Raw genomic sequence first — 20,251 nt, forward strand, 5'->3', positions numbered from 1 at the left:
TACTAAGCGGCGATCTTTTCCTGGAATACCATTTGGGGAGGATTCGCCGATTTCAATTTGATGACTTTTCAATTTTCAAAATACATATTCCCTTATTGAGAGTTAATTCTCACCCCCTCAATTCCCTCAATTTCTTGTCCGCTTCTTCTGTTTTGTCCTCAGCCCCCACCATATTCTTCTCTCATTTCCTTTCCATTCAGCAAAGACTAGTTTTTCTTGTATGTCTTATTTTGTTATATAATCTGGTCATTTCGTGACTTCAGTAGTAAATTAATTAAAAATGTAATTTTTAAAAATTAAAAATGAAACTTGCATTATCGCTAAATTTTATTTAAGATACAAGTAACATCGATAATTTTAATTTACGAAAGGCACGAAATTTAATGAGAAAATTAGCGCGTGTAGTAGAGTTTGTGAGCGGTTCACCCCAATTCAGGATCCAAGAAGTATCAGATAATACTGCGCCTTTGTACATCTATTACGGACAACCTGATCTTGAAGCGGATTTGGCTGGTATTGATTCTAATAGTGAAGGCAAACAAGTAAGGACTTTTGATAAAGTCAATACGTTATGCCAAGGTGATGTTGTATTCAGTTTGATATCAGGGAAATCCACTATCGTTAGTGAGAAGCATCGAGGGTATCTCTATACGCAAAACTACGTCAAGTTAGTAACGGGTAACAAGATTGATCCAAAGTATCTTGTATTCTTGCTTAATGAAGAGCAATCCATCAAGAGACAGTTTCAAATGGGATTGCAGGGTTCTCAAGTCCTAAAATACACGTTGAAACAAGTGAAAGAACTTGAATTGCCGAGCCTGCCCACAATGGACAGACAGCGGATGATCGGTAAACTGTACTTCAATCAATTACGACTGGAAGCACTAAGGATTAGAGCGGCAAGATTAGAGAATACGATCATTACAGAGAAGCTGAGGAGGGCAATCCACAAATGACAGAGAATCAATTTGAGACCGAACTAATTCAGTATCTTACCAGCGGCACAATTACAAACCAAGATCACCTTAAAGGCTTGGGTGGGCTTGTAGCCAAAGAATCGAACCTTGACTATGTAGTAAAAACCAAGCTATGGAAATACGAGCCGCAGATTAAGACGACAGAACAACTCTGGGATAACTTCAAGGCGATTCTGGAGCAACACAATCAGAATACGCTTGAACATCCTTTAAGTGTCGTCGAATTTAATCAGGTTAAGAAAATGATCTCCGATATTCAGACACCTTACGAAGCGGGGCAGTTCTTGTATGGTCTAAATGGCGTGTCGCAAATCGAGATTGATCTGGACGACGGACGGCATGTATTCCTTACCGTATTTGACCAAAAACAAATAGGGGCCGGAGATACCGTGTATCAAGTGGTCAATCAAATTGAGCGACCCGCGGTGATCACAGGCAAAGAAAATCGCCGTTTTGACACGACGCTTCTGATTAACGGTCTCCCTATCATTCAAATTGAGGAGAAGATTGACACGCGTGATGTTAATGAAGCTCTCAATCAAATGAAACAATATGCCGATGAACACCAGTATCGTGATATTTTCTCGACTTTGCAGATTCTGGTGGCTATCACACCCAACAATGTGAAGTACATGGCTAATTCGACGTCGGATAAGTTCAACAAGGACTTTGCGTTTAACTGGCAGCGTAAGAGTGACAATACTATCGTGCGTAATTGGAAGGAGTTTGCGGACTCCATGCTTTCCATTCCTATGGCGCATCAGATGGCTACCAACTACATGATTCTGGACGGAACCAGGAATAAACAAACCTTGAAAGTGATGCGTCCTTATCAGGTGTATGCGACACAGAATGTGATCGAGAGGTTAAAGCGAGCAGATTTTGAACTCGGCATGAACAAGATTGGCTATATATGGCACACCACCGGATCGGGTAAAACCATCACAAGCTTCAAGACGGCCTGGCTTGCAAGCCGCATGCCTAAAGTGGATAAGGTTGTCTTTGTTGTGGATCGAATTGCCTTAACCAAGCAAACCAATGAGAACTATAGAGCCTACGATCCGGATGCGACAGAAGACACATTTGGCAGCGTTCAGGATACAAATAACACCACAGATTTAAGTCGCAAGCTAAAAAGTAAAGACAACGGCATTATTGTGACTTCCGTCCAAAAATTGGATACGCTGGTGAAACGCAAATCGTTCATAGCTCCAGACAAGAATATCGTGTTCATTGTGGATGAAGCACACCGCTCAACAGGTGGCGACTCCTTCAAGAATATCCAGAAAGCCTTTAAGAAATCTGCTTGGGTTGGTTATAGCGGGACGCCGATGTTCGATGAGACTACTACCGGGCTTCGAACAGAGGATATCTTTGGTCCACTATTACACGCTTATACCATTCGCGAGGCGATTGCTGACCGTAATGTATTGGGTTTTAAGGTCGATTTTGAGACAACGATTGATGAGAAGCAGATGAAGGAAGTATATCTTCCTGCGTTCTACCGCGAACGTTATCCGAAATGGACGGATGAACAAATTCAAGAGAAAATTAACAATCTCTCTCAGGAAGATATGGATGATGCGGTTGAACCCAGTTTCTATGATGAGAATCCAGATCACGTCAAGTTGGTAGTAGAAGACATTTTCAAAAATTGGCGCAATCGTTCCAATGAAGGCAAGTACAATGCTCTATTCACAACTCATGTAGGCGGCGGTAAAGCAAGCACGCCGATGGCGATGATGTATTTCAATGAATTCCAACGTGTCAATGAAGAGCATAAGAGTAACGGTGTACAGACATTGAAAGTTGCTGTTACATTCAGTCAAAATACTTCGAATAATGATACCATGCTTGCCACCAATCAAGGTTTGTACACGGCCATGCAGGCTTATAATGCTGAGTTTGGCACATCATTCGGGATGGATGATGTCTCTGGCTATACTCAAGACGTAACTTCGCGATTGAATAAATCTGCGATAGACGGTAAATTTCTGGATCTGGTGATCGTGGTAGATCAATTATTGACAGGATTTGATGCGCCTGAGCTTAACACGCTTTATGTGGACAGAACCTTGAAAGGTGCCGGGTTAATACAAGCTTATTCACGAACCAACCGGATTGCCGATATGCAAGAGAAACCATGGGGACGTGTGGTCAATTACCGATGGCCTGCGCAGAACGAGAAGTTGATGAATAAAGCGCTTGCTGTATATGCAAATAAGAACTCAGCCACTTTGTCCGATGAGGAACAACGCGAGTCTAATCAGAAAGACGGGATCATTGCTGAACCATTTGAAAATGTATTCGCAGAAGTGAAAGAAGTTGTGGGCCAATTAAGCAGCCTAACTTCTGAATTTCAACAGCTGCCACCTTCCGAGAAGAAAAAGGACGAGATGCTCGAGTTGCTCCGTGAATACAACCGAGGAATGGCCAAATTAAAGCAATATGATCCAGTCGAGGTGGATGGCGAGAAGGTCGGATTTAACTATGACAATCCGGATGAATTAGTAGAGAAGCTAGGGATGACCTCAGAGCAAGAAGTCATGCTGACCACGGTCTTAACCAATGAACTTAAGTCGCATATTGCCAAGGAGAAGAAAATCCCTCTGTATCAAATTGAGCTGCGGATGACACACGTGAAGGATGTTAAAGTTGACTACGATTACCTAACCGAGCTAGTAGAACAGTTATTGAACCAGGTGCACGAAGGTAAGAATGAAGAGGCCAAAGAAACGCAGGAGAAAATCAATCAATTCGCCAATGGACTCGATGATCGCAGTTATGCGACCAAGATTATGAATGCGGCTGCCGCCATTGTCAATGGCCATTTCCCTCCTGCAGGCTCTGACTTTAAGTACCCAGTGAAGCTAAGTGACAGTGAACAAATCATCCAGCAAGCGAACAATGTTAGCCTTGATCGTATGTTTCTTGACTTCCGCGTGAAGTGGGGGATTGCGGATATTATCACCAGTGCCGGGATGCGCGAGTTGTTCAGCCGCCATCGCTATGGCCTGCAGGATCTGGATGATACCGGTCAAATCCGGGACATTATCGCTCAAGCAAGTTCTAATTATGGGACGTTGGCCCTTGATGCAGAAGTGCAGTCATTGTCTAAAATCAAATACCGCAATGGTTTGCGTGATGCGATTTACGCACTGGCGGATAAATTGGTAGAGAGTTAAACGGGGCGTAGCTACCATTTCAACTATTGCAAAGTGGATAGCGCAGAAAATGCACAAGCCACAAGAATACATCGAAAGTTTTAAATTAAGAACATACAAGGAGAGAAGCAATGAGCAAAAACAAAGAAAATGTACCTAAATTAAGATTTCCTGGATTCACTGAAGCTTGGCAACAGCGTAGGCTTTCAGATGGAACCTCAAAAATAGGTGATGGGTTGCATGGAACACCGAAATATACTGATGATGGAAATGTGTATTTTATCAATGGTAATAATCTTGTAAATGGGCAGATTGTAATTACCGATGAAACTAAATGTGTAACAGAAATAGAACAATCCAAGGATGATAAGGCTTTGGATGACAATACATTGCTAATGTCAATTAACGGTACAATAGGTAATCTTGCTTGGTATAACGGTGAAAAACTAATGTTGGGCAAGAGTGCAGCATACATTACCGTGTCGGATTTTGATAAAAGATTCATTTATGCTTATCTTCAAACACCAAATATTTATAGTTATTTTATGAACAATTTAACTGGATCTACAATAAAAAATTTAGGGCTCAAAACTATTAGAGAAACCAAATTGTTAGTTCCTTCAAAGGAAGAACAAGTGAAGATAGGACATCTATTTTACAACCTCGACCACCTCATCACCCTTCATCAGCGTAATTTAAATAACGTGAAAAATTTGAAGGCTGGGCTGCTTCAAAAGATGTTTCCGAAAGATGGCGAAGCTTTTCCAGAAGTTCGTTTCCCTGGGTTTACTGACGCTTGGGAACAGCGTGAGTTGGGGGAGATTTCGGATTTTATTACAAAAGGGGCAACCCCCACAACTTATGGTTTTAAATGGGAGGAGAGTGGAATCCCGTTTTTTAGAAACGACTCCATAAAAGATAATAGATTTGTATTTGGGGAGTATTCATATATTTCAGAGGAAGCATGTGCAGCATTAATTCGCTCCGAAATACGTTGTAATGATATTCTGATTGCAATTACTGGTGATATTGGAAAGGTAGGAATAGTACCTAAATGCATTGAAAAAGCTAACATTAATCAGCATATGGCGAAAGTTAGAATATTAAAAGATGCTCATCCATATTTTGTGTATCAATACTTATCGATTGACGAAATGCAGAAGAAATATCAAAAAATAAAAACAGGTTTATCAATGCCACAGTTAAGCTTAGAACAAATAAGGGAAACAATTGTTAAATTACCTTCAAGAGAAGAACAGAAAAAAATAGGAGCCTTTTTTAAGAAACTCGACCACCTTATCACCCTTCATCAGCGTAAGCTGGGACACTTGCAAGAACAGAAGAAAGCACTGTTACAACAAATGTTTGTTTGACGGGAGGATCTAGTTATGGTTTTGGAAAACAAATTAGGGATTAACGATTCTTCGGAACTTGCTCGTATTGAGGAGAAAATCAGCAAGAAGAAATCCCTTGAAATGTTCGAATGGGGTCTGTTAAATACATTCGAAGTCGGTACATTCAAGGCATTATCCGAAATTCATAAGTGCCTGTTCGAAGATATTTATGACTTTGCCGGAAAAATCCGTGACGTAAACATTGCAAAGGGCAATTTTCGTTTCGTACCCGTTATGTACCTTGAGGCTGCACTTGCTAATATTGCAAATATGCCGCAATCGACCTTTGACGAAATCATACAAAAGTATGTTGAGATGAATGTGGCTCATCCCTTCAGGGAAGGCAACGGAAGAAGCATGAGAATATGGCTTGACATCATATTGAAAAAAGAACTGAAGCAAGTTGTCGATTGGAGCAAGGTCGATAAAGATGATTATATGCTTGCCATGGAAAGAAGCCCCGTTAAGGACGTCGAAATCAAGCTTCTTCTTAGAACGGCGCTTACAGATAAGATCTATGACCGGGAAGTCTATATGAAAGGCATCGACGCAAGCTACCATTACGAAGGTTACCACGTATATAAGACGGCAAATCTCAATAGTGAGCAGTAAACTTTGGGCATTGTATATCTAGGAGGAAAGAATCAAGATGAGCAATAACTTACAAACGATTACAACAAAACTTTGGGCAATCGCAAATGAACTTCGTGGAAGCATGGATGCCGCAGAATACAAGAACTACATTTTAGCTTTTATGTTTTATCGTTATCTGTCAGAACATCAAGAACAGTATTTAGTTAAGAACAACGTAATTGATGTTGTAGATGGTGAGTCGATCAATCAAGCTTATTTGGAACAAGCTAAGGGTGATGATTTGAACGATTACCTTGAAGATATCTCTTCAAGCTTAGGCTATGCCATTGCGCCGCTTGATACTTGGGAGTCTTTAGTCGACAAGATTGATAATAGCATGGTGATTCCAAGTGATTACCAGACTCTTTTTGATAACTTCAATAAGAACGCTGAATTAAATAAAGAAGCTGCAAAGGACTTCCGTGGCGTATTCAACGACATCAATCTGGGGGATTCGCGTCTGGGTTCATCTACCAATGAACGTGCGAGGTCACTTAACCGAATTGTAAAGCTCGTTAATGGCATTGATTACAAAGGTGAAGATGGCCAAGATATTCTTGGCGCAATCTATGAATACCTAATTGGTCAATTTGCTGCTAGTGCTGGTAAAAAAGGTGGCGAGTTCTATACACCTCATGAAGTTTCTAAAATTTTGGCTAAAATTGTAACGGATGGCATAACAGAATCGGACAAGACTTTTGCAGTGTATGACCCGACTTGTGGATCTGGTTCCTTGCTGTTAACCGTTAAAGGGGAGTTGCCTGGCGGCGATAAGCCGGGGGCGATTAAGTTCTTCGGTCAGGAAAAGAACACGACAACCTACAACTTGGCTCGTATGAACCTGATGATGCATGGGGTTTCATTTAACAACATGACGCTGTCTAATGCGGATACGCTTGAAAGCGATTGGCCAGATGGACCGGATGCCAAAGGTATTGACCACCCGCGCTCATTTGATGCCGTGGTTGCAAATCCTCCTTATTCCGCTCACTGGGACAATAACGAAACGAAGCTGAAAGATCCACGTTTTAGTGAATATGGCAAACTTGCTCCCAGAACTAAGGCGGATTACGCATTCATTTTACACAGCTTGTATCATCTGAATGATACGGGAACCATGGCAATTGTATTACCGCACGGTGTCTTGTTCCGCGGTGCAGCAGAAGGTGCAATTCGCCAAACTATCATTGAGAAGAACTACCTGGATACAGTTATTGGGCTGCCTGCTAATTTGTTCTACGGAGTAAGTATCCCGACTACGATCTTGGTATTTAAGAAAAACCGTAAAACAAAAGACATTTTGTTCATTGATGCAAGCAATGAATTCGAAAAAGGCAAGAACCAAAATAAACTTACTGATAACAACATCAATAAGATTATTGAGACCTACCGAAATCGTGTGGATGTTGATAAATACGCTCATGTGGCATCACTTGAAGAGATTAAAGAAAACGAGTTTAACTTAAATATCCCTCGCTATGTGAATACGTCAGCAGAAGAAGTAACCATTGACCTGGACGAAGTGATTAAGCAATTAGAGCAGGACAAACAAGAAATCGCTGAACTTGAAGCTAAAATCAATGAACAATTGAGAATCTTAGGGATTAATGTGTAAGAATTGGTGGGGAAGAGCCAAGAGCTTAGTTCTTGGCTCTTTTTTAGTTGTAGAAACTTTCGCTTGGGAACAGCGTGAGTTGGGAGATATTGTTCAAATCACAATGGGACAGTCGCCAAATTCTGATAATTATACAGATAATCCAGATGATTATATTCTTGTTCAAGGCAACGCTGATATGAAAAATGGGCGTGTTGTTCCGAGAGTTTGGACAACTCAAGTAACTAAACAAGCAGAAAAAGGCGACTTGATTTTGAGCGTTCGAGCACCTGTTGGTGATGTTGGTAAAACTGACTATGACGTGGTTTTGGGTCGTGGAGTGGCTTCTATAAAGGGAAACGAGTTCATTTTCCAATCACTTAGACGAATGAAACAAAACGGATACTGGACTAAGTTAAGTACAGGTTCAACATTTGAAAGTATTAACTCAAACGATATAAAAGAAGCTTTAATTATGACTCCGAGTGAAGAGGAACAAAAGATAATCGGAGCCTTTTTTAAGAAACTCGACCACCTTATCACCCTTCATCAGCGTGAGCCGTAAGCCGATGGCCGTGACTAGCTTAAGCTAGATAATGAACGCATTACTAGATCAATATCCTTATTTTCAAGTTCCTGAATGATGTGGAGGTACGTTTTCTGAGTCGTGGTCATACTCGCATGACCAAGTCGTCGTGCCACACTAGCAATGGAGACACCTGCAAACAACAAGAGTGATGCGTGTGTATGCCGCAATCCGTGAATTGAAATATTAGGAACATTCGCTTTCTTGCATAAGCGAGTCAACACGGAATTTACAGTTGAATTGTAGATTTTTCCTTTTGTGCGAACAAAGATCGGCTTATCTTCCGGCAGCCCTTTAAGCAATTGAGAGAATCGAATAATGGTCTGCCAGTCAAGCGGGATTTTGCGTACCGATGATTGATTCTTTGTTGGCAAGAATCCGCCATGACCTTTGTAATTCCAAGTTTTATTGATAGACAAGGTTTGATGTGTAAAGTCGAAATCTTTAGGGGTTACCGCCAACGCTTCTGAAAAGCGTATGCCTGTTTTTGCAAGTAGGAGTATGAACCAGTCCCAGTTGATTTCTTGCTTTAAGTCCAAATTAGCTAACATGGTATGAAGCTCGAACTGATTCAAGTATTGTGGTTTCTTGTCACGAGGCGTTTTGCCTTTGATGATTGCTTTACGTGTTGGATCGCGTTCTATCAAGCCTTCATCAACGGCATCAAGGACTGCACCTTTAAGCTGATGGTGGAAATCCATAGTTGTCTGGCGTTCGTGTTCTGCCGCATACTCATTTAGTAACTGCTGATACGAAATGCGTGTCATCTCACATACTTTCAAGTTGGGGACTAATTTGACCAGCCATTGATGCGTCATCAAATATTTTGCCATTGTAACTGACCGGATAGCCCCTTCTTTGTAGACAGTAATCCAGCGTTTATAGTATGCGTGAAAAAGTTCATTTTTGATTTTGTCCTCTAACATAATTGTGTCCTCCCAGTGATTTATTAAATTACGGCCCACGCTGGTGAGGGGGGATTTGGTTAATGAATTTCGACGTCAAGTTCTATTAGAAGTGTATAGGAAAATTGTAACAGAGGTGGCGCCTATTCCACCAATATCACTAGAAGTAACCTATTGAGCATTCTCGCTTCGCTAGAAGCGGTTTTTTGCTGAGAACATCCATTTGCTGACATACAGGGACCTAAGGGATAGTTTAAAATATAGAAGAACAACAAACTTGATTTGAAGTAACATTTAACTATTCATGGTGTAAGTCGTTTTTTTCGGCTGGGGGAGCAGAGCAAGTCTATCTCCTCTTGATTTATATTACAATTCGCCAAAAGTTGTTGCCCGCTCTCGCAAGCGGGAAGATTGGTCACAACTTAGGAGGTGTCTCGATGCCATTTACCATAGTCAGACAAGACATTACGAAAGTAAAAGTTGATGCTGTTGTCAATGCGGCTAATACCAGGCTTCAGATGGGAGGCGGCGTCTGCGGAGCCATATTCAAGGCCGCGGGAGCCTCCGAACTTCAAGCTGCTTGTGATAAACTCGCTCCAATTCAGATTGGTGAAGCTGTTATTACACCTGGGTTTCGGCTTTCGGCGAAGTATGTTATCCATACGGCGGGACCCGTTTACATTGATGGTAAGCACGGTGAAGAAGGACTACTCCGTTCTTGTTATATCAATTCCCTGCAACGCGCCGTGGAAAAAAGTTGTGAGAGCATTGCCTTCCCGCTCATTTCAAGTGGAATCTATGGCTACCCCAAAGCGGAAGCCCTCCGTGTCGCTACTTCTGCAATTCAGGACTTTCTTTCTGAACACGATATTGAGGTATCGCTTGTGGTATTCGACAAGGCTGCTTTTGATGTGAGCGAGAAATTATTCAGTGAGGTCAAGGCATTCATTGACGAAAACTACATAGATGACTATGGTGATTCGCGCCGCCGCAATCAGTTTTTACCGGTTGAGATAGATGCGATTCAGACGGCGGAAGCCGCTGTTCCAAAATCCATAATTTCCGAGGAGTTAAACTTCGGCGGAATTGAGGATTGGGTTAGCGTTCTTGACGAACCCTTTTCACAAACGCTTCTGAGACTCATTGACTCCAAGGGTAAGACGGATGTTGAGGTTTATAAAAATGCTAACCTCGACCGAAAGCTATTCTCGAAAATCCGAAGCAACAAGAGTTATATGCCGAGCAAGCGTACCGCCATCGCCCTTGCCGTGGCCTTGGAGTTATCACTTGAAGAAACTGACGACCTTCTGGAACGAGCGGGTTTCGCACTATCCCGTAGCCAGAAGTTTGATGTGATAGTCGAATATTTCATTGTTAATGGTAAATATAATATTTTTGAGATTAACGAAGTGCTGTTTAAGTATGACCAGCCATTGTTGGGAGGGTGAATTGATGGAATATGTTCATGAGATAGACACTTTAATTCAAGAAGTTTCATTGGCAATTGGCAAGCCGATTTCGAGGGGTAATGCAAAATCCATACTTTCGGATAGCGGGATGAGTGGCTTAAACATTGATCCTTCGAACATAAAAGATTGGATTAAAACTAACTGCAGACGAATTGATGTAATTATTAATGCAGATATAGGTGTGTTCGCTTTGGACTTGATTGAGGGAATAATGCACTATAAATATGAACCCAAATATGAAGGGTTTGCCTCTCAAAGGTAATTTGTCGCTCTTCAAGCGACCTTACATCCTGCAGGAATTGTTATTCTTAAGTCATAACAAGACTTGAGGAGGATAATTCAATGAAAATAGGATTAACTGAACTGGTGTTCATATTGGACAAAAGCGGCTCTATGGGTGGCTTGGAAACCGACACTATCGGTGGTTACAACTCAATGCTTGCCAAACAACAGATGGTCAAGGGCGAATGTCATATCACAACGGTGCTTTTTAGTAACAACTACGAGCTACTCCACGACCGTTTCGATATTAAGGCAGTTAACCCGATCACAGAAAAGGAGTATCAAGTCGGCGGTTCAACCGCGCTCCTTGATGCCATCGGTAGGACAATCTATAAAATTGGTAATGCACAAAAGCATACTGCCGACGATTACCGCGCCGAAAAGGTGATGTTTGTCATCATCACAGACGGTGAGGAAAACTCCAGCCGTGAATACTCAGCAGAAAAGATTAAGGCTCAAATTGAGCGTCAGAAGACAAAATACGGATGGGAGTTTATCTTCCTCGGTGCAAACATCGACGCTGTGGAGACGGCAGAACGGTTCGGCATCTCCTCAGACCGCGCACAAAATTATCACGCAGACAGTGATGGCGTTGAACTGAATTTTCGTGTGATGAGCGAAGCGGTTGCAACATTCCGCGAATGCTCCGCCATGCCTGAAGGCTGGAACGAAGAAATCCAAAAGGACTATAAGACGCGTGGGGGGCGGAAGTGAATCTTAGAATTGTTTCCGCGAACGGTAAATACCATGATCGTGTCGAGGTGATTCCCATTTTACACTCAACCAATGTGGAGTCGGTGGCGTTGTTAGTGTGGATTGGTTGTGAATAGCACTCAAAGTTCACCCAAAGCTTAAACAGTTTGTTTAAAGCATAAAAAGTTTGCCTAAGAGCCGAGCGATCAGGTATCCACTCCTGGTTCTCCTTGGCTTTTTCTAGATCTATTCAACCATCATTCACTTCACCTGAAACCCCGCGTCCCTCCTTTTCCTCGTGCACTGGGCAAACTTTATTTACTGATGACAGTCCTAATTTTTTCTTGACTAGATACTACGAAATCGTAATAATGTAGAAGGGTAACATTTCAACAAAGAAAAATGATAAATCGTGAAAAATCAAAAAAACATATAGGTAAAAGGAGTGTTAGTATGGTAGCAGCCGCGTGGATATTGTTGGCGCTAGGGATTGGTCATACTCTCTACGGATTAGTCTGGTTTAGAGTGCCTTTCTCGGAGGTATTTAGGGAAGGGTTTGTTAATAAATTTAAGTCCAATGAGTCACGGCGATCAGCATTTTGGTTCACTATATTTGGACCATTGCTTATGATGTCTGGACATATCTCATTTTATTTGGCGAATACAGCGAATAGGGAGTTGTTTCTGATAATTGGTTTTTATATGCTTATTATTTCGCTTATCGGAATCTTAGCGCTACCCAAATCGCCATTCTGGTTAGCTCTAATTGGTTCTCTTGTCTTTATTGCAGCAGGCTATGGATGGATTAATTAATTATGATGAGTAAAGTGATTGTGATTAGCGTAGGTCAAACGGTTTAGCGATGGCGGCTCTGTCGGCTAAGAGTACACTTTTCGAAATGGCTTCTACCTAAACATGAATTTTCTTTAGTAACAGGGTATATCTCTGAAGTCCCTTAAGAATAAGCAGAGCTCAGGAAGGTTCAAGCAATCTAAAAAAAAAGGAATGCCCCAACCCCTGGGCACCCCTTCCCTCATCAAGCCCCCAAGAACATCTTCATGTCATCTTCCACATTGGTAATGCCGCCGATCCCGAAGTTCTCAACGAGAACTTTGACAACGTTAGGCGACAAGAATGCTGGAAGCGTAGGGCCTAGATGAATGTTTTTGACGCCGAGATAGAGCAGGGCGAGCAGCACGATCACGGCTTTTTGCTCGTACCAGGCAATGTTGTAGGAAATCGGCAGTTCGTTGATGTCTTCAAGGCCGAATACTTCCTTCAGCTTCATGGCAATGACGACCAGGGAGTAGGAATCGTTGCACTGTCCGGCGTCCAGCACCCGGGGGATTCCGCCGATGTCGCCGAGGTCCAGCTTGTTGTATTTGTATTTGGCACAGCCTGCGGTCATAATGACGGTGTCTTGTGGAAGCTGGGCGGCAAAATCGGTGTAGTAATTGCGGGATTTCATCCGCCCGTCGCAGCCGGCCATGACGAAGAAGCGGCGGATGGCACCGGACTTGACGGCATCGACGACTTGATCGGCTACGTTCATCACCGCGGCATGAGCGAAGCCGCCGATGATCTCGCCGGTCTCAAGCTCCGTAGGAGCTGGGCACCCTAGTGCCTGCTCGATCAGTGCGGAGAAGTCCTTGGCAGCGCCGTTCTCTCCTTCAGGGATATGGCGGACGCCCGGGAAGCCCGTGTTACCTGTCGTATAAATGCGGTCCTTATAGCTGTCCTTCGGCGGCACGATACAGTTGGTCGTCATCAGAATCGGTCCGTTAAAGGCTTCGAATTCACTATTCTGCTTCCACCAGGCGTTGCCGTAATTGCCTACAAAGTGTTTATATTTCTTAAAAGCCGGATAGTAGTGGGCAGGCAGCATCTCGCTGTGTGTATACACGTCCACGCCGGTTCCTTCCGTCTGCTTCAGCAGCTCCTCCATATCCTTCAGATCGTGGCCGCTGATGAGAATGCCTGGCCGGTCGCCAACCCCGATATTCACCTTCGTAATTTCCGGATTTCCGTAAGCGGAAGTGTTCGCATTGTCGAGCATCGCCATGGCGTCTACGCCGTACTTGCCGGTCTCCATCGTCAGCGCGATCAGATCCTGGATTTCAAGACTGTCATCCAGCGTAGCCGCAAGCGCGCGGCGCATGAACCGGTTCAATTCGTTATCGTCCTTCTCCAGATGAAGCGCATGGTACGTATAAGCGGCCATCCCCTTGAGGCCGTAAATGATCAATTCGCGGAGCGAGCGGACGTCTTCGTTACGGGTGGAGAGGACGCCCACGGTACGTGCTTTTACGTCAAAATCGGCTTCATCATCCGCTTCCCAGACTGCGGCATCAGGAAGATTGGCTATTCCTTCGGGATATTGCTCGTCATAACAGGTGCGCACCTCTCCGCGGAGCGCCATGGCCTCCCGAATCTTGCTCACAAACACCCCGCGGTCAAAGTTGGCATTCGTAATGGTTGCGAACAAGGAGTCCATGGTGAACAGCGATACGCGCTGTTCAAGCTCTTCGGGCAGCCGGACATCCAGACTAAGGAAAGCGATCCCTTTCAACAGGTAAATGAGCAAATCCTGCAGGTTCGCCACGTCGTGCGGCTTGCCGCACACCCCGACAATGGTGCAGCCAGTACCCTTGGATGCCTCCTGGCATTGGAAGCAGAACATGGATGGCTGATGGTTCACGGTCATGTCCCCCGCGTTGTTATTCATTATTATTCCTCCCAGTTTCAGGTTAGTAATTGGTTCTGATCAACCTAAGTCCACCTTGCAATGGAACTGTCAGATTGAAGTATACCCTGCCGCTCTAGCCGGATTGGTGATTGGAATCACTGCATTTCAATTTGTGACAGAAATCACTAATCTTGCCGGCCTCTTCTTTTACACTGGAGTTATTACCCTATGGATGAACGGAGAACGTGTGATCAACGCCTGTGCCGGGCAAATGATAACCTTGGTTCACACGTCCTTCCTGCAGCCCAATCCATATAGAACAAGATGAAATGGGGAGAGAGCGTGTCTATTTTGCCTCACACAAATGAACTGGGATTCTACGAGATTCGTCTCGAATCCATTGGTGGACTTGGGGCCAACCTGGCTGGTAAAATGCTGGCCGAAGCCGGGGTAACCGGCGCTGGGCTTAACGGCTCCAACTTCTCAAGTTACGGTTCGGAGAAAAAAGGGTCGCCGGTCAAAAGCTTCGTGAGATTCTGCGATCCCCAGGTGGAGATCCGCGATCACAGCCCCATCGAGCAGCCGCATGTGATCGGCGTATTTCATGAAGCGTTATACAAGACAGTAGATGTGATTAGCGGATTACGGCCTAATGGAACGGTGCTTGTGAATACCGCGCGTGATCTTGCCGCAGTAGCCGCGGATCTGAAGATGACGCGAGGCACGCTGGCCGCGATTGATGCGCTGAGAATCTCCGTCGAGGAGAAGACGAAGGTCAATACGGCGATGCTGGGCGCGCTGTTCCGGATCTGCAGCTTCCTTGACCCGGACGACATGCGGCGGGTGATCCGCAGGACTTTTGAGAAAAAGCTGCCTCATCTCGTGGAACCGAACCTGCGGACTTTTGACAGAGGATATCACGAAGTCCAATTCCTTACCATAGGAGACGGAACAGGTCTTATGGACCCATCTACCTTCACAAGAATGCAGCCGGTTCTTGGATATGAGACACAGGAACTCGGCGGTATTCTCAAGGTTACGGCCAACAGTGTCCTGAAAGATCTTAGCGGGTCCCGGCAGGGATATCTGCCGGAATACAAGATGGAGGACTGCATTAACTGTGCCGCCTGCGATACGGTATGCCCGGACTTCTGCATCGTATGGGAGCAGAGACCGGATAAGCGCGGCAATCTGCAGATGTTCATGAAGGGCATTGATTACCAATATTGCAAAGGCTGCCTGAAGTGTGTGGAGGCCTGCCCGACCACCGCGCTGGCTGCCATGCTGGAAGAGCCGCAGTATGCGGAGCAGCACCGTGTGCCGCAGGTATTCCCCTATTTAAGTATGGAGGGAGTCAGATCATGACCTTACAGACCAAAGACTTAACAGAGCAAAGGGTGCCAGCCGCCCAGACAGCAGTCTTCGAATCAGGCAACGAAATGGCCGCAATGGCGGCTGCCCAGATTAACTACCACATCATGGGTTATTTCCCGATTACGCCATCTACGGAGATCGCTCAATACCTTGACATGATGCGTACGCGCGGCGAACACGACATCAAGCTGATTCCGGCCGACGGTGAACATGGCTCGGCGGGGATCTGCTACGGCGCGGCCGCAGCGGGCGCGCGGGTATTCAACGCTACCAGCGCGAACGGCTTCCTGTATATGATCGAACAGCTGCCCGTGCAGGCGGGAACCCGCTTCCCGATGGTCATGAACCTGGTGACGCGTGCGGTCAGCGGCCCGCTGGATATCCGCGGCGACCACTCGGATCTGTACTACGGACTGAATACCGGCTGGGTCATTCTGACCGCCCGTTCGCCGCAGGCCGTGTACGACATGAATATCATGGCGCTTCGCATCGCCGAGCACGCGGACGTACGCCTGCCGGTCATCGTAGCCTATGACGGCTTCTTCACCTCGCACCAGAAACGCCGGGTGCAGATTTTTGCGGACCGGGAGACCGTGCAGGAATTCGTAGGGGAACAGCCGGAATTCCCGCACGTGCTGGACGAGAACAAACCGATTGTCGTTGGGGCTTATATGAACGGCGACGACCTTATGAACAACCACTTCCAGCAGTCGGAGGCCATGTACCGGGCGGGCGAGGTGTTCAAGGAAGTGGCGGAGGAATATGCAGCATTGTCGGGAAGATCCTACTCGCCGCTGGATCTGTACCGCATGGAAGATGCTGAAGTGGCCTTGTTCCTGCTCAATTCTGCGGCGGAATCCTCGAAGGATGTGGTGGATCGTCTGCGGGCGCAAGGAATCAAGGCGGGCGTAATCAGCCCGAATATAATCCGGCCGTTCCCGGCGCGGGAGATCCGCGAGGCGCTGACGGGAGTCAAAGCGCTGCTGGTCGGCGAACGCGCCGATTCGTACGGCGCGAACGGTGCCAATTTGACACATGAGGTCAAATCGGCCCTGCAGGAGATTCGCGGCCCGCAGCCGATTGTCCTCTCCCGCATATTCGGGCTTGGCGGCAAAGATTATTACGCGGATGACGCGGAGGCTTTCTTTGCCCTGACGCTGGAGGCGATTGAGCTTGGGTACGCCCAGGTGCCGTTCGATTATTACGGGCACACGCCGGGCGATGAGGCGCACAAGCTGCAGCCGGTCATTGCGCCGATGAACGGGGACAGCTTCACATCCGGCCTGATCACCGTCAAGGTGGAGGAGGCAACGGGCAAGCTGGCCGTTAAAGTGCCGCCGATGCGCGCGCTTGCCGCGAAGCCCAAACGCTTTGCTTCCGGACATGGAGCTTGTCCGGGCTGCGGGATTTTCCCGGGGCTGGAGCTGTTCTTCAAAGGGATCGAAGGCAATGTCGTAACTCTGTTCCATACCGGCTGCGCGTATATCACCACTACAGGTTATCCATATAACTCGCACAAGCAGAGTTTCATTCATAATCTGTTTCAGAACGGGCCGGCTACGTTATCCGGTACAGTAGAGGCGTTCCTTGAACGGAAACGCCGGGGAGAGATTGAAGTTCCCGAGGACTTCACTTTTGTGATGGTGACCGGCGACGGCGGTATGGACATCGGGATGGGTTCAGCCATCGGGACGGCACTTCGGGGCCATAAGCTGATCATTCTGGAGTACGACAATGAAGGCTATATGAACACGGGTGCACAGCTGTCGTACTCCACGCCTCTAGGCCACATGACAAGCACGTCTGGCGTCGGCAAGCAGCAGCAGGGCAAGACCTTCCACCACAAAGATACTGTGCAAATGATGGCGGCGGCGCATGTTCCGTATGTATTTACGGGGACAGAAGCTTTCCCGCAGGACCTTGTGAAAAAGGCGGCCAAAGCGCAGTGGTACGCCCAGAATGTGGGTACCGTCTACGGCAAGCTGCTGATCGCATGCCCGCTGAACTGGAAGTCCGATGACAAAGAAGGCGAGAATATCGTCCGCGCGGCGGTTAACTCGTGCTTTTTCCCGCTGTATGAAGTGGAGCAGGGGGAGACGAACATTACGTACAACCCGGAGGAAAAGAACAAACGGGTGCCGCTCGGCGACTGGCTGAAATATATGGGCAAATCAAAGCATTTGCTCAAGGAAGAGAACCAGGAGACGCTCAGCGAATTCGAGCGCGAAGTAGAGCGGCGCTGGTCGATTCTGAAGGCGAAGCACGAGAGTCCGCTGCTGTAGCGGGGGCGGAGTTTAAGCAGGGGAGCAGTAATTAGTAAGTAATTTAGAAGTTAGTAGTAAGGAGATACCAAGCGAAGTAGTTATCAATGAAGCAATTAGCAAAAAGCAGTAAGCAGTACGAAATTAAAATAATTACCAATAAGCATTTAGCAATAAAGAAATTATCAGTAAGCAATAAGCAGTCAAATTGCAAAGCTGTAAAGCTTCAGCACCGGCGTCCGGCCAAGTTGGTTGGCTGTCGGTGTTTTTTCTAATGAACAACTAACTGACTGGTTATGAGAAGTTGCTGGCAATGACTGTCTCCGCAGTTCAACCCCCGAAATCCACTCAAGCAGGATATCCACCGGTACATACATAATCGCAAAATTCACGAATGTCGCATCATACGTCCAAGGTAACAAAAAAAGGATGCATCCTGCCCAGTACAGGATGCATCCTTTTCAACGTTCCACTACTTTTCTGTTTTAAATTGACCCACCTGAGCCTGGAGCTCCTCTGCCATCTTGGAAAGAGCGGATGACGCGGCGGAGATCTCTTCCATGGAAGCCAGTTGTTCCTCTGAAGCGGAAGCAACGTTCTGAATATTGGTGGCGGAGTTCTGTGCAATATGGGCAATCTCGTCGATGGAGGCGCTCACCTGCTCCGCGCTGGCGGACATCTCTTGTGAGACCGCGGAAGCTTCCTGTATCTGATCCGCAACCTGCTCAATAAGCTGAAGGATCTTGTTAAATCCTATTTCCGCCACGTGAACCACGTCTACCCCTTGCTTCACTTCCTGGGTTCCCTTATCCATGACGTCCACGGCAAGGGAGGTGTCCCTTTGAATTTTGTTGATCAATCCCGTGATTTGATTAGCCGAATCCCTGGACTGCTCAGCAAGCTTTCTGACCTCATTAGCTACAACCGCAAAGCCTTTCCCATGCTCGCCTGCACGAGCAGACTCGATGGCCGCGTTAAGAGCTAACAGATTCGTTTGATTCGCGATGGAAGTAATAACCTCCGTTATTTTGCCAATTTCCTCCGCGTGTTCTCTTAAATCTCTGACTACCGAAGCGGAGTTGTGGACAGCTTCATCTATGGAGCTCATCTGGTTAATCACCTGCCGCAGAGACTCATGCCCGCTGCTTGCTTCTCTACTAGTTGCCATCGCGAGTTCAGTCACAGAAGAAGTTGTCTCTGCGACATGCTGAATGCCGACCGCCATCTCATTCATAGCTGTTGAGCTTTCAATCGCTCCTTGACCCTGAGTATCCGCCCCGCCTGCAACCTCCTGAATGGATGTGGTAATTTGATTCGTTGCCTGGGTGGTCTGGGCGGCGCTTGCTGTTAATTCTTCAGAAGAAGCGGCCACCTGCTCCGAGATAGTTCCAATCTGACCAATCATCCTGCGGAGATTGCCAAGCATTTTATTAAATGAAGTGGCTAAATCACCAATCTCATCTTGTGATTTGACCTGAAGCTCTTTCGTAAGATCTCCTTCTCCTTCCGCAATCTCATTCAATTGTTTGTTGATTGTAAGAATCGGACGTACCATGGAACGGGTGAACAGGATGCTCAATACAACCGCAATAGCCGCTACGATTACGAGGGTAACAGCGAACATGATCATTAGCGATAGCACGGTCTCATTAATAACTTGAAGCTTTGGTCCTACCAGCCACATTCCGATTACGGTTCCGTCTCTGTCTTTAATAGGCTTATACAGGGTTAAGTGCTCTGTCCCCACCACGTTGGCTTTCCCGAGGTAAGTCTGCCCGGTCTTCAATACCGTATCCGTTACTTGGGGGTCTGCTTTTGTTCCGATTTGTCTCTGGCCCTTATTCATTACATTGGTCGCAATTCTCGTATCCCCCAGGAAGATGGTAACCGCTCCATTTGTAATCTTTCCTATTTGATCAGGGATTTCGTTATTATTGTTGATCTTGGTACTGCCTTTATATAATTCTCCACCTTTCACAGACCAGTCACCCGGGTAAGTCGTATTCAACCAGCTGTACCCCAGTGCGGAGACAATCTTCACCCGGCTTGTGAACACGTCCAGCATTGCTTTTTCGATTTGGTACTTCGCCGTGAGACTGATAACAATAGATAAAAATACAACAATTCCGATTACTAATAGATTGAATTTCGTTCCGATTTTAAGTTTGTTCAAACGCATTATTCATTGCTCCTCTGTCGATTCTAGCCCTATTGCTGAGGAATATTCCCATAA

16 protein-coding genes are annotated in these 20,251 nt (G+C 45.9%); 13 read left to right on the top strand and 3 right to left on the bottom strand.

What is annotated here, in order from left to right:
* Positions 1–383: 383 nt before the first annotated feature.
* The 6 genes from ACRRNK_RS03845 to ACRRNK_RS03870 all read left to right on the top strand — a co-directional run bounded on the left by ACRRNK_RS03845 (position 384) and on the right by ACRRNK_RS03870 (position 8,327).
* Positions 384–956 (top strand): restriction endonuclease subunit M, encoded by a 573-nt coding sequence (locus tag ACRRNK_RS03845; RefSeq protein WP_433945490.1) that lies wholly within the window; start codon positions 384–386, stop codon positions 954–956.
* A complete protein-coding gene (locus ACRRNK_RS03850; RefSeq protein ID WP_433945491.1) occupies positions 953–4,162 on the top strand; it encodes a type I restriction endonuclease subunit R in 3,210 nt (1,069 codons plus the stop codon). Before ACRRNK_RS03845 ends, ACRRNK_RS03850 begins: the two co-directional genes overlap by 4 nt.
* A 110-nt stretch (positions 4,163–4,272) precedes the next feature.
* Positions 4,273–5,514: a restriction endonuclease subunit S gene (locus tag ACRRNK_RS03855; protein WP_433945492.1), complete on the top strand. Its 1,242-nt coding sequence runs from the start codon at positions 4,273–4,275 to the stop codon at positions 5,512–5,514.
* 15 nt (positions 5,515–5,529) lie between these two features.
* Positions 5,530–6,147: a protein adenylyltransferase Fic gene (gene fic, locus ACRRNK_RS03860; protein ID WP_433945493.1), complete on the top strand. Its 618-nt coding sequence runs from the start codon at positions 5,530–5,532 to the stop codon at positions 6,145–6,147.
* 37 nt (positions 6,148–6,184) lie between these two features.
* Positions 6,185–7,783 (top strand): type I restriction-modification system subunit M, encoded by a 1,599-nt coding sequence (locus tag ACRRNK_RS03865; RefSeq protein WP_433945494.1) that lies wholly within the window; start codon positions 6,185–6,187, stop codon positions 7,781–7,783.
* Positions 7,776–8,327: a restriction endonuclease subunit S gene (locus ACRRNK_RS03870; RefSeq protein ID WP_433945495.1), complete on the top strand. Its 552-nt coding sequence runs from the start codon at positions 7,776–7,778 to the stop codon at positions 8,325–8,327. The genes ACRRNK_RS03865 and ACRRNK_RS03870 overlap by 8 nt, the downstream gene beginning before the upstream one ends.
* A gap of 14 nt (positions 8,328–8,341) precedes the next feature.
* On the opposite strand, the gene ACRRNK_RS03875 is transcribed toward ACRRNK_RS03870, so the two are convergent.
* The gene (locus tag ACRRNK_RS03875; RefSeq protein ID WP_433945496.1) at positions 8,342–9,274 is read right to left on the bottom strand and encodes a site-specific integrase; all 933 of its coding nucleotides are present in this window, start codon (positions 9,272–9,274) and stop codon (positions 8,342–8,344) included.
* A 416-nt stretch (positions 9,275–9,690) separates the two neighbouring features.
* Here ACRRNK_RS03875 and ACRRNK_RS03880 point away from each other — a divergent pair, with 416 nt between their 5' ends.
* The 4 genes from ACRRNK_RS03880 (at position 9,691) to ACRRNK_RS03895 (ending at position 12,510) form a co-directional block, all read left to right on the top strand.
* Positions 9,691–10,701: a macro domain-containing protein gene (locus ACRRNK_RS03880; protein WP_433945497.1), complete on the top strand. Its 1,011-nt coding sequence runs from the start codon at positions 9,691–9,693 to the stop codon at positions 10,699–10,701.
* Between the two features lie 4 nt (positions 10,702–10,705).
* Positions 10,706–10,984, top strand: coding sequence for a hypothetical protein (locus ACRRNK_RS03885; RefSeq protein ID WP_433945498.1), 279 nt, complete (start codon positions 10,706–10,708; stop codon positions 10,982–10,984).
* An 80-nt stretch (positions 10,985–11,064) separates the two neighbouring features.
* Positions 11,065–11,718: a vWA domain-containing protein gene (locus ACRRNK_RS03890; RefSeq protein ID WP_433945499.1), complete on the top strand. Its 654-nt coding sequence runs from the start codon at positions 11,065–11,067 to the stop codon at positions 11,716–11,718.
* A gap of 432 nt (positions 11,719–12,150) precedes the next feature.
* Entirely contained in the window at positions 12,151–12,510 is a 360-nt protein-coding gene (locus tag ACRRNK_RS03895) for a DUF6463 family protein (protein ID WP_433945500.1), read from the top strand.
* 223 nt (positions 12,511–12,733) lie between these two features.
* Here ACRRNK_RS03895 and hcp read toward each other — a convergent pair whose 3' ends face one another.
* The gene (hcp, locus tag ACRRNK_RS03900; protein ID WP_433945501.1) at positions 12,734–14,422 is read right to left on the bottom strand and encodes a hydroxylamine reductase; all 1,689 of its coding nucleotides are present in this window, start codon (positions 14,420–14,422) and stop codon (positions 12,734–12,736) included.
* On the opposite strand from hcp, the gene ACRRNK_RS03905 reads away from it, so the two are divergent.
* The 3 genes from ACRRNK_RS03905 to ACRRNK_RS03915 are packed head-to-tail and all read left to right on the top strand — an operon-like array spanning position 14,412 to position 18,039.
* On the top strand, positions 14,412–14,711 hold the full coding sequence (locus ACRRNK_RS03905; protein ID WP_433945502.1) for a hypothetical protein: 300 nt from the start codon (positions 14,412–14,414) through the stop codon (positions 14,709–14,711). The genes hcp and ACRRNK_RS03905 overlap by 11 nt on opposite strands.
* Before the next feature lie 14 nt (positions 14,712–14,725).
* Positions 14,726–15,748, top strand: coding sequence for a 2-oxoacid:acceptor oxidoreductase family protein (locus tag ACRRNK_RS03910; RefSeq protein ID WP_433945503.1), 1,023 nt, complete (start codon positions 14,726–14,728; stop codon positions 15,746–15,748).
* A complete protein-coding gene (locus tag ACRRNK_RS03915; RefSeq protein WP_433945504.1) occupies positions 15,745–18,039 on the top strand; it encodes a thiamine pyrophosphate-dependent enzyme in 2,295 nt (764 codons plus the stop codon). The genes ACRRNK_RS03910 and ACRRNK_RS03915 overlap by 4 nt, the downstream gene beginning before the upstream one ends.
* A 451-nt stretch (positions 18,040–18,490) precedes the next feature.
* On the opposite strand, the gene ACRRNK_RS03920 is transcribed toward ACRRNK_RS03915, so the two are convergent.
* On the bottom strand, positions 18,491–20,197 hold the full coding sequence (locus ACRRNK_RS03920) for a methyl-accepting chemotaxis protein (protein ID WP_251377537.1): 1,707 nt from the start codon (positions 20,195–20,197) through the stop codon (positions 18,491–18,493).
* Between the last annotated feature and the right edge of the window lie 54 nt (positions 20,198–20,251).

Source organism: Paenibacillus sp. SN-8-1 (genome assembly GCF_050995535.1).
Lineage (GTDB): Bacteria > Bacillota > Bacilli > Paenibacillales > Paenibacillaceae > Fontibacillus.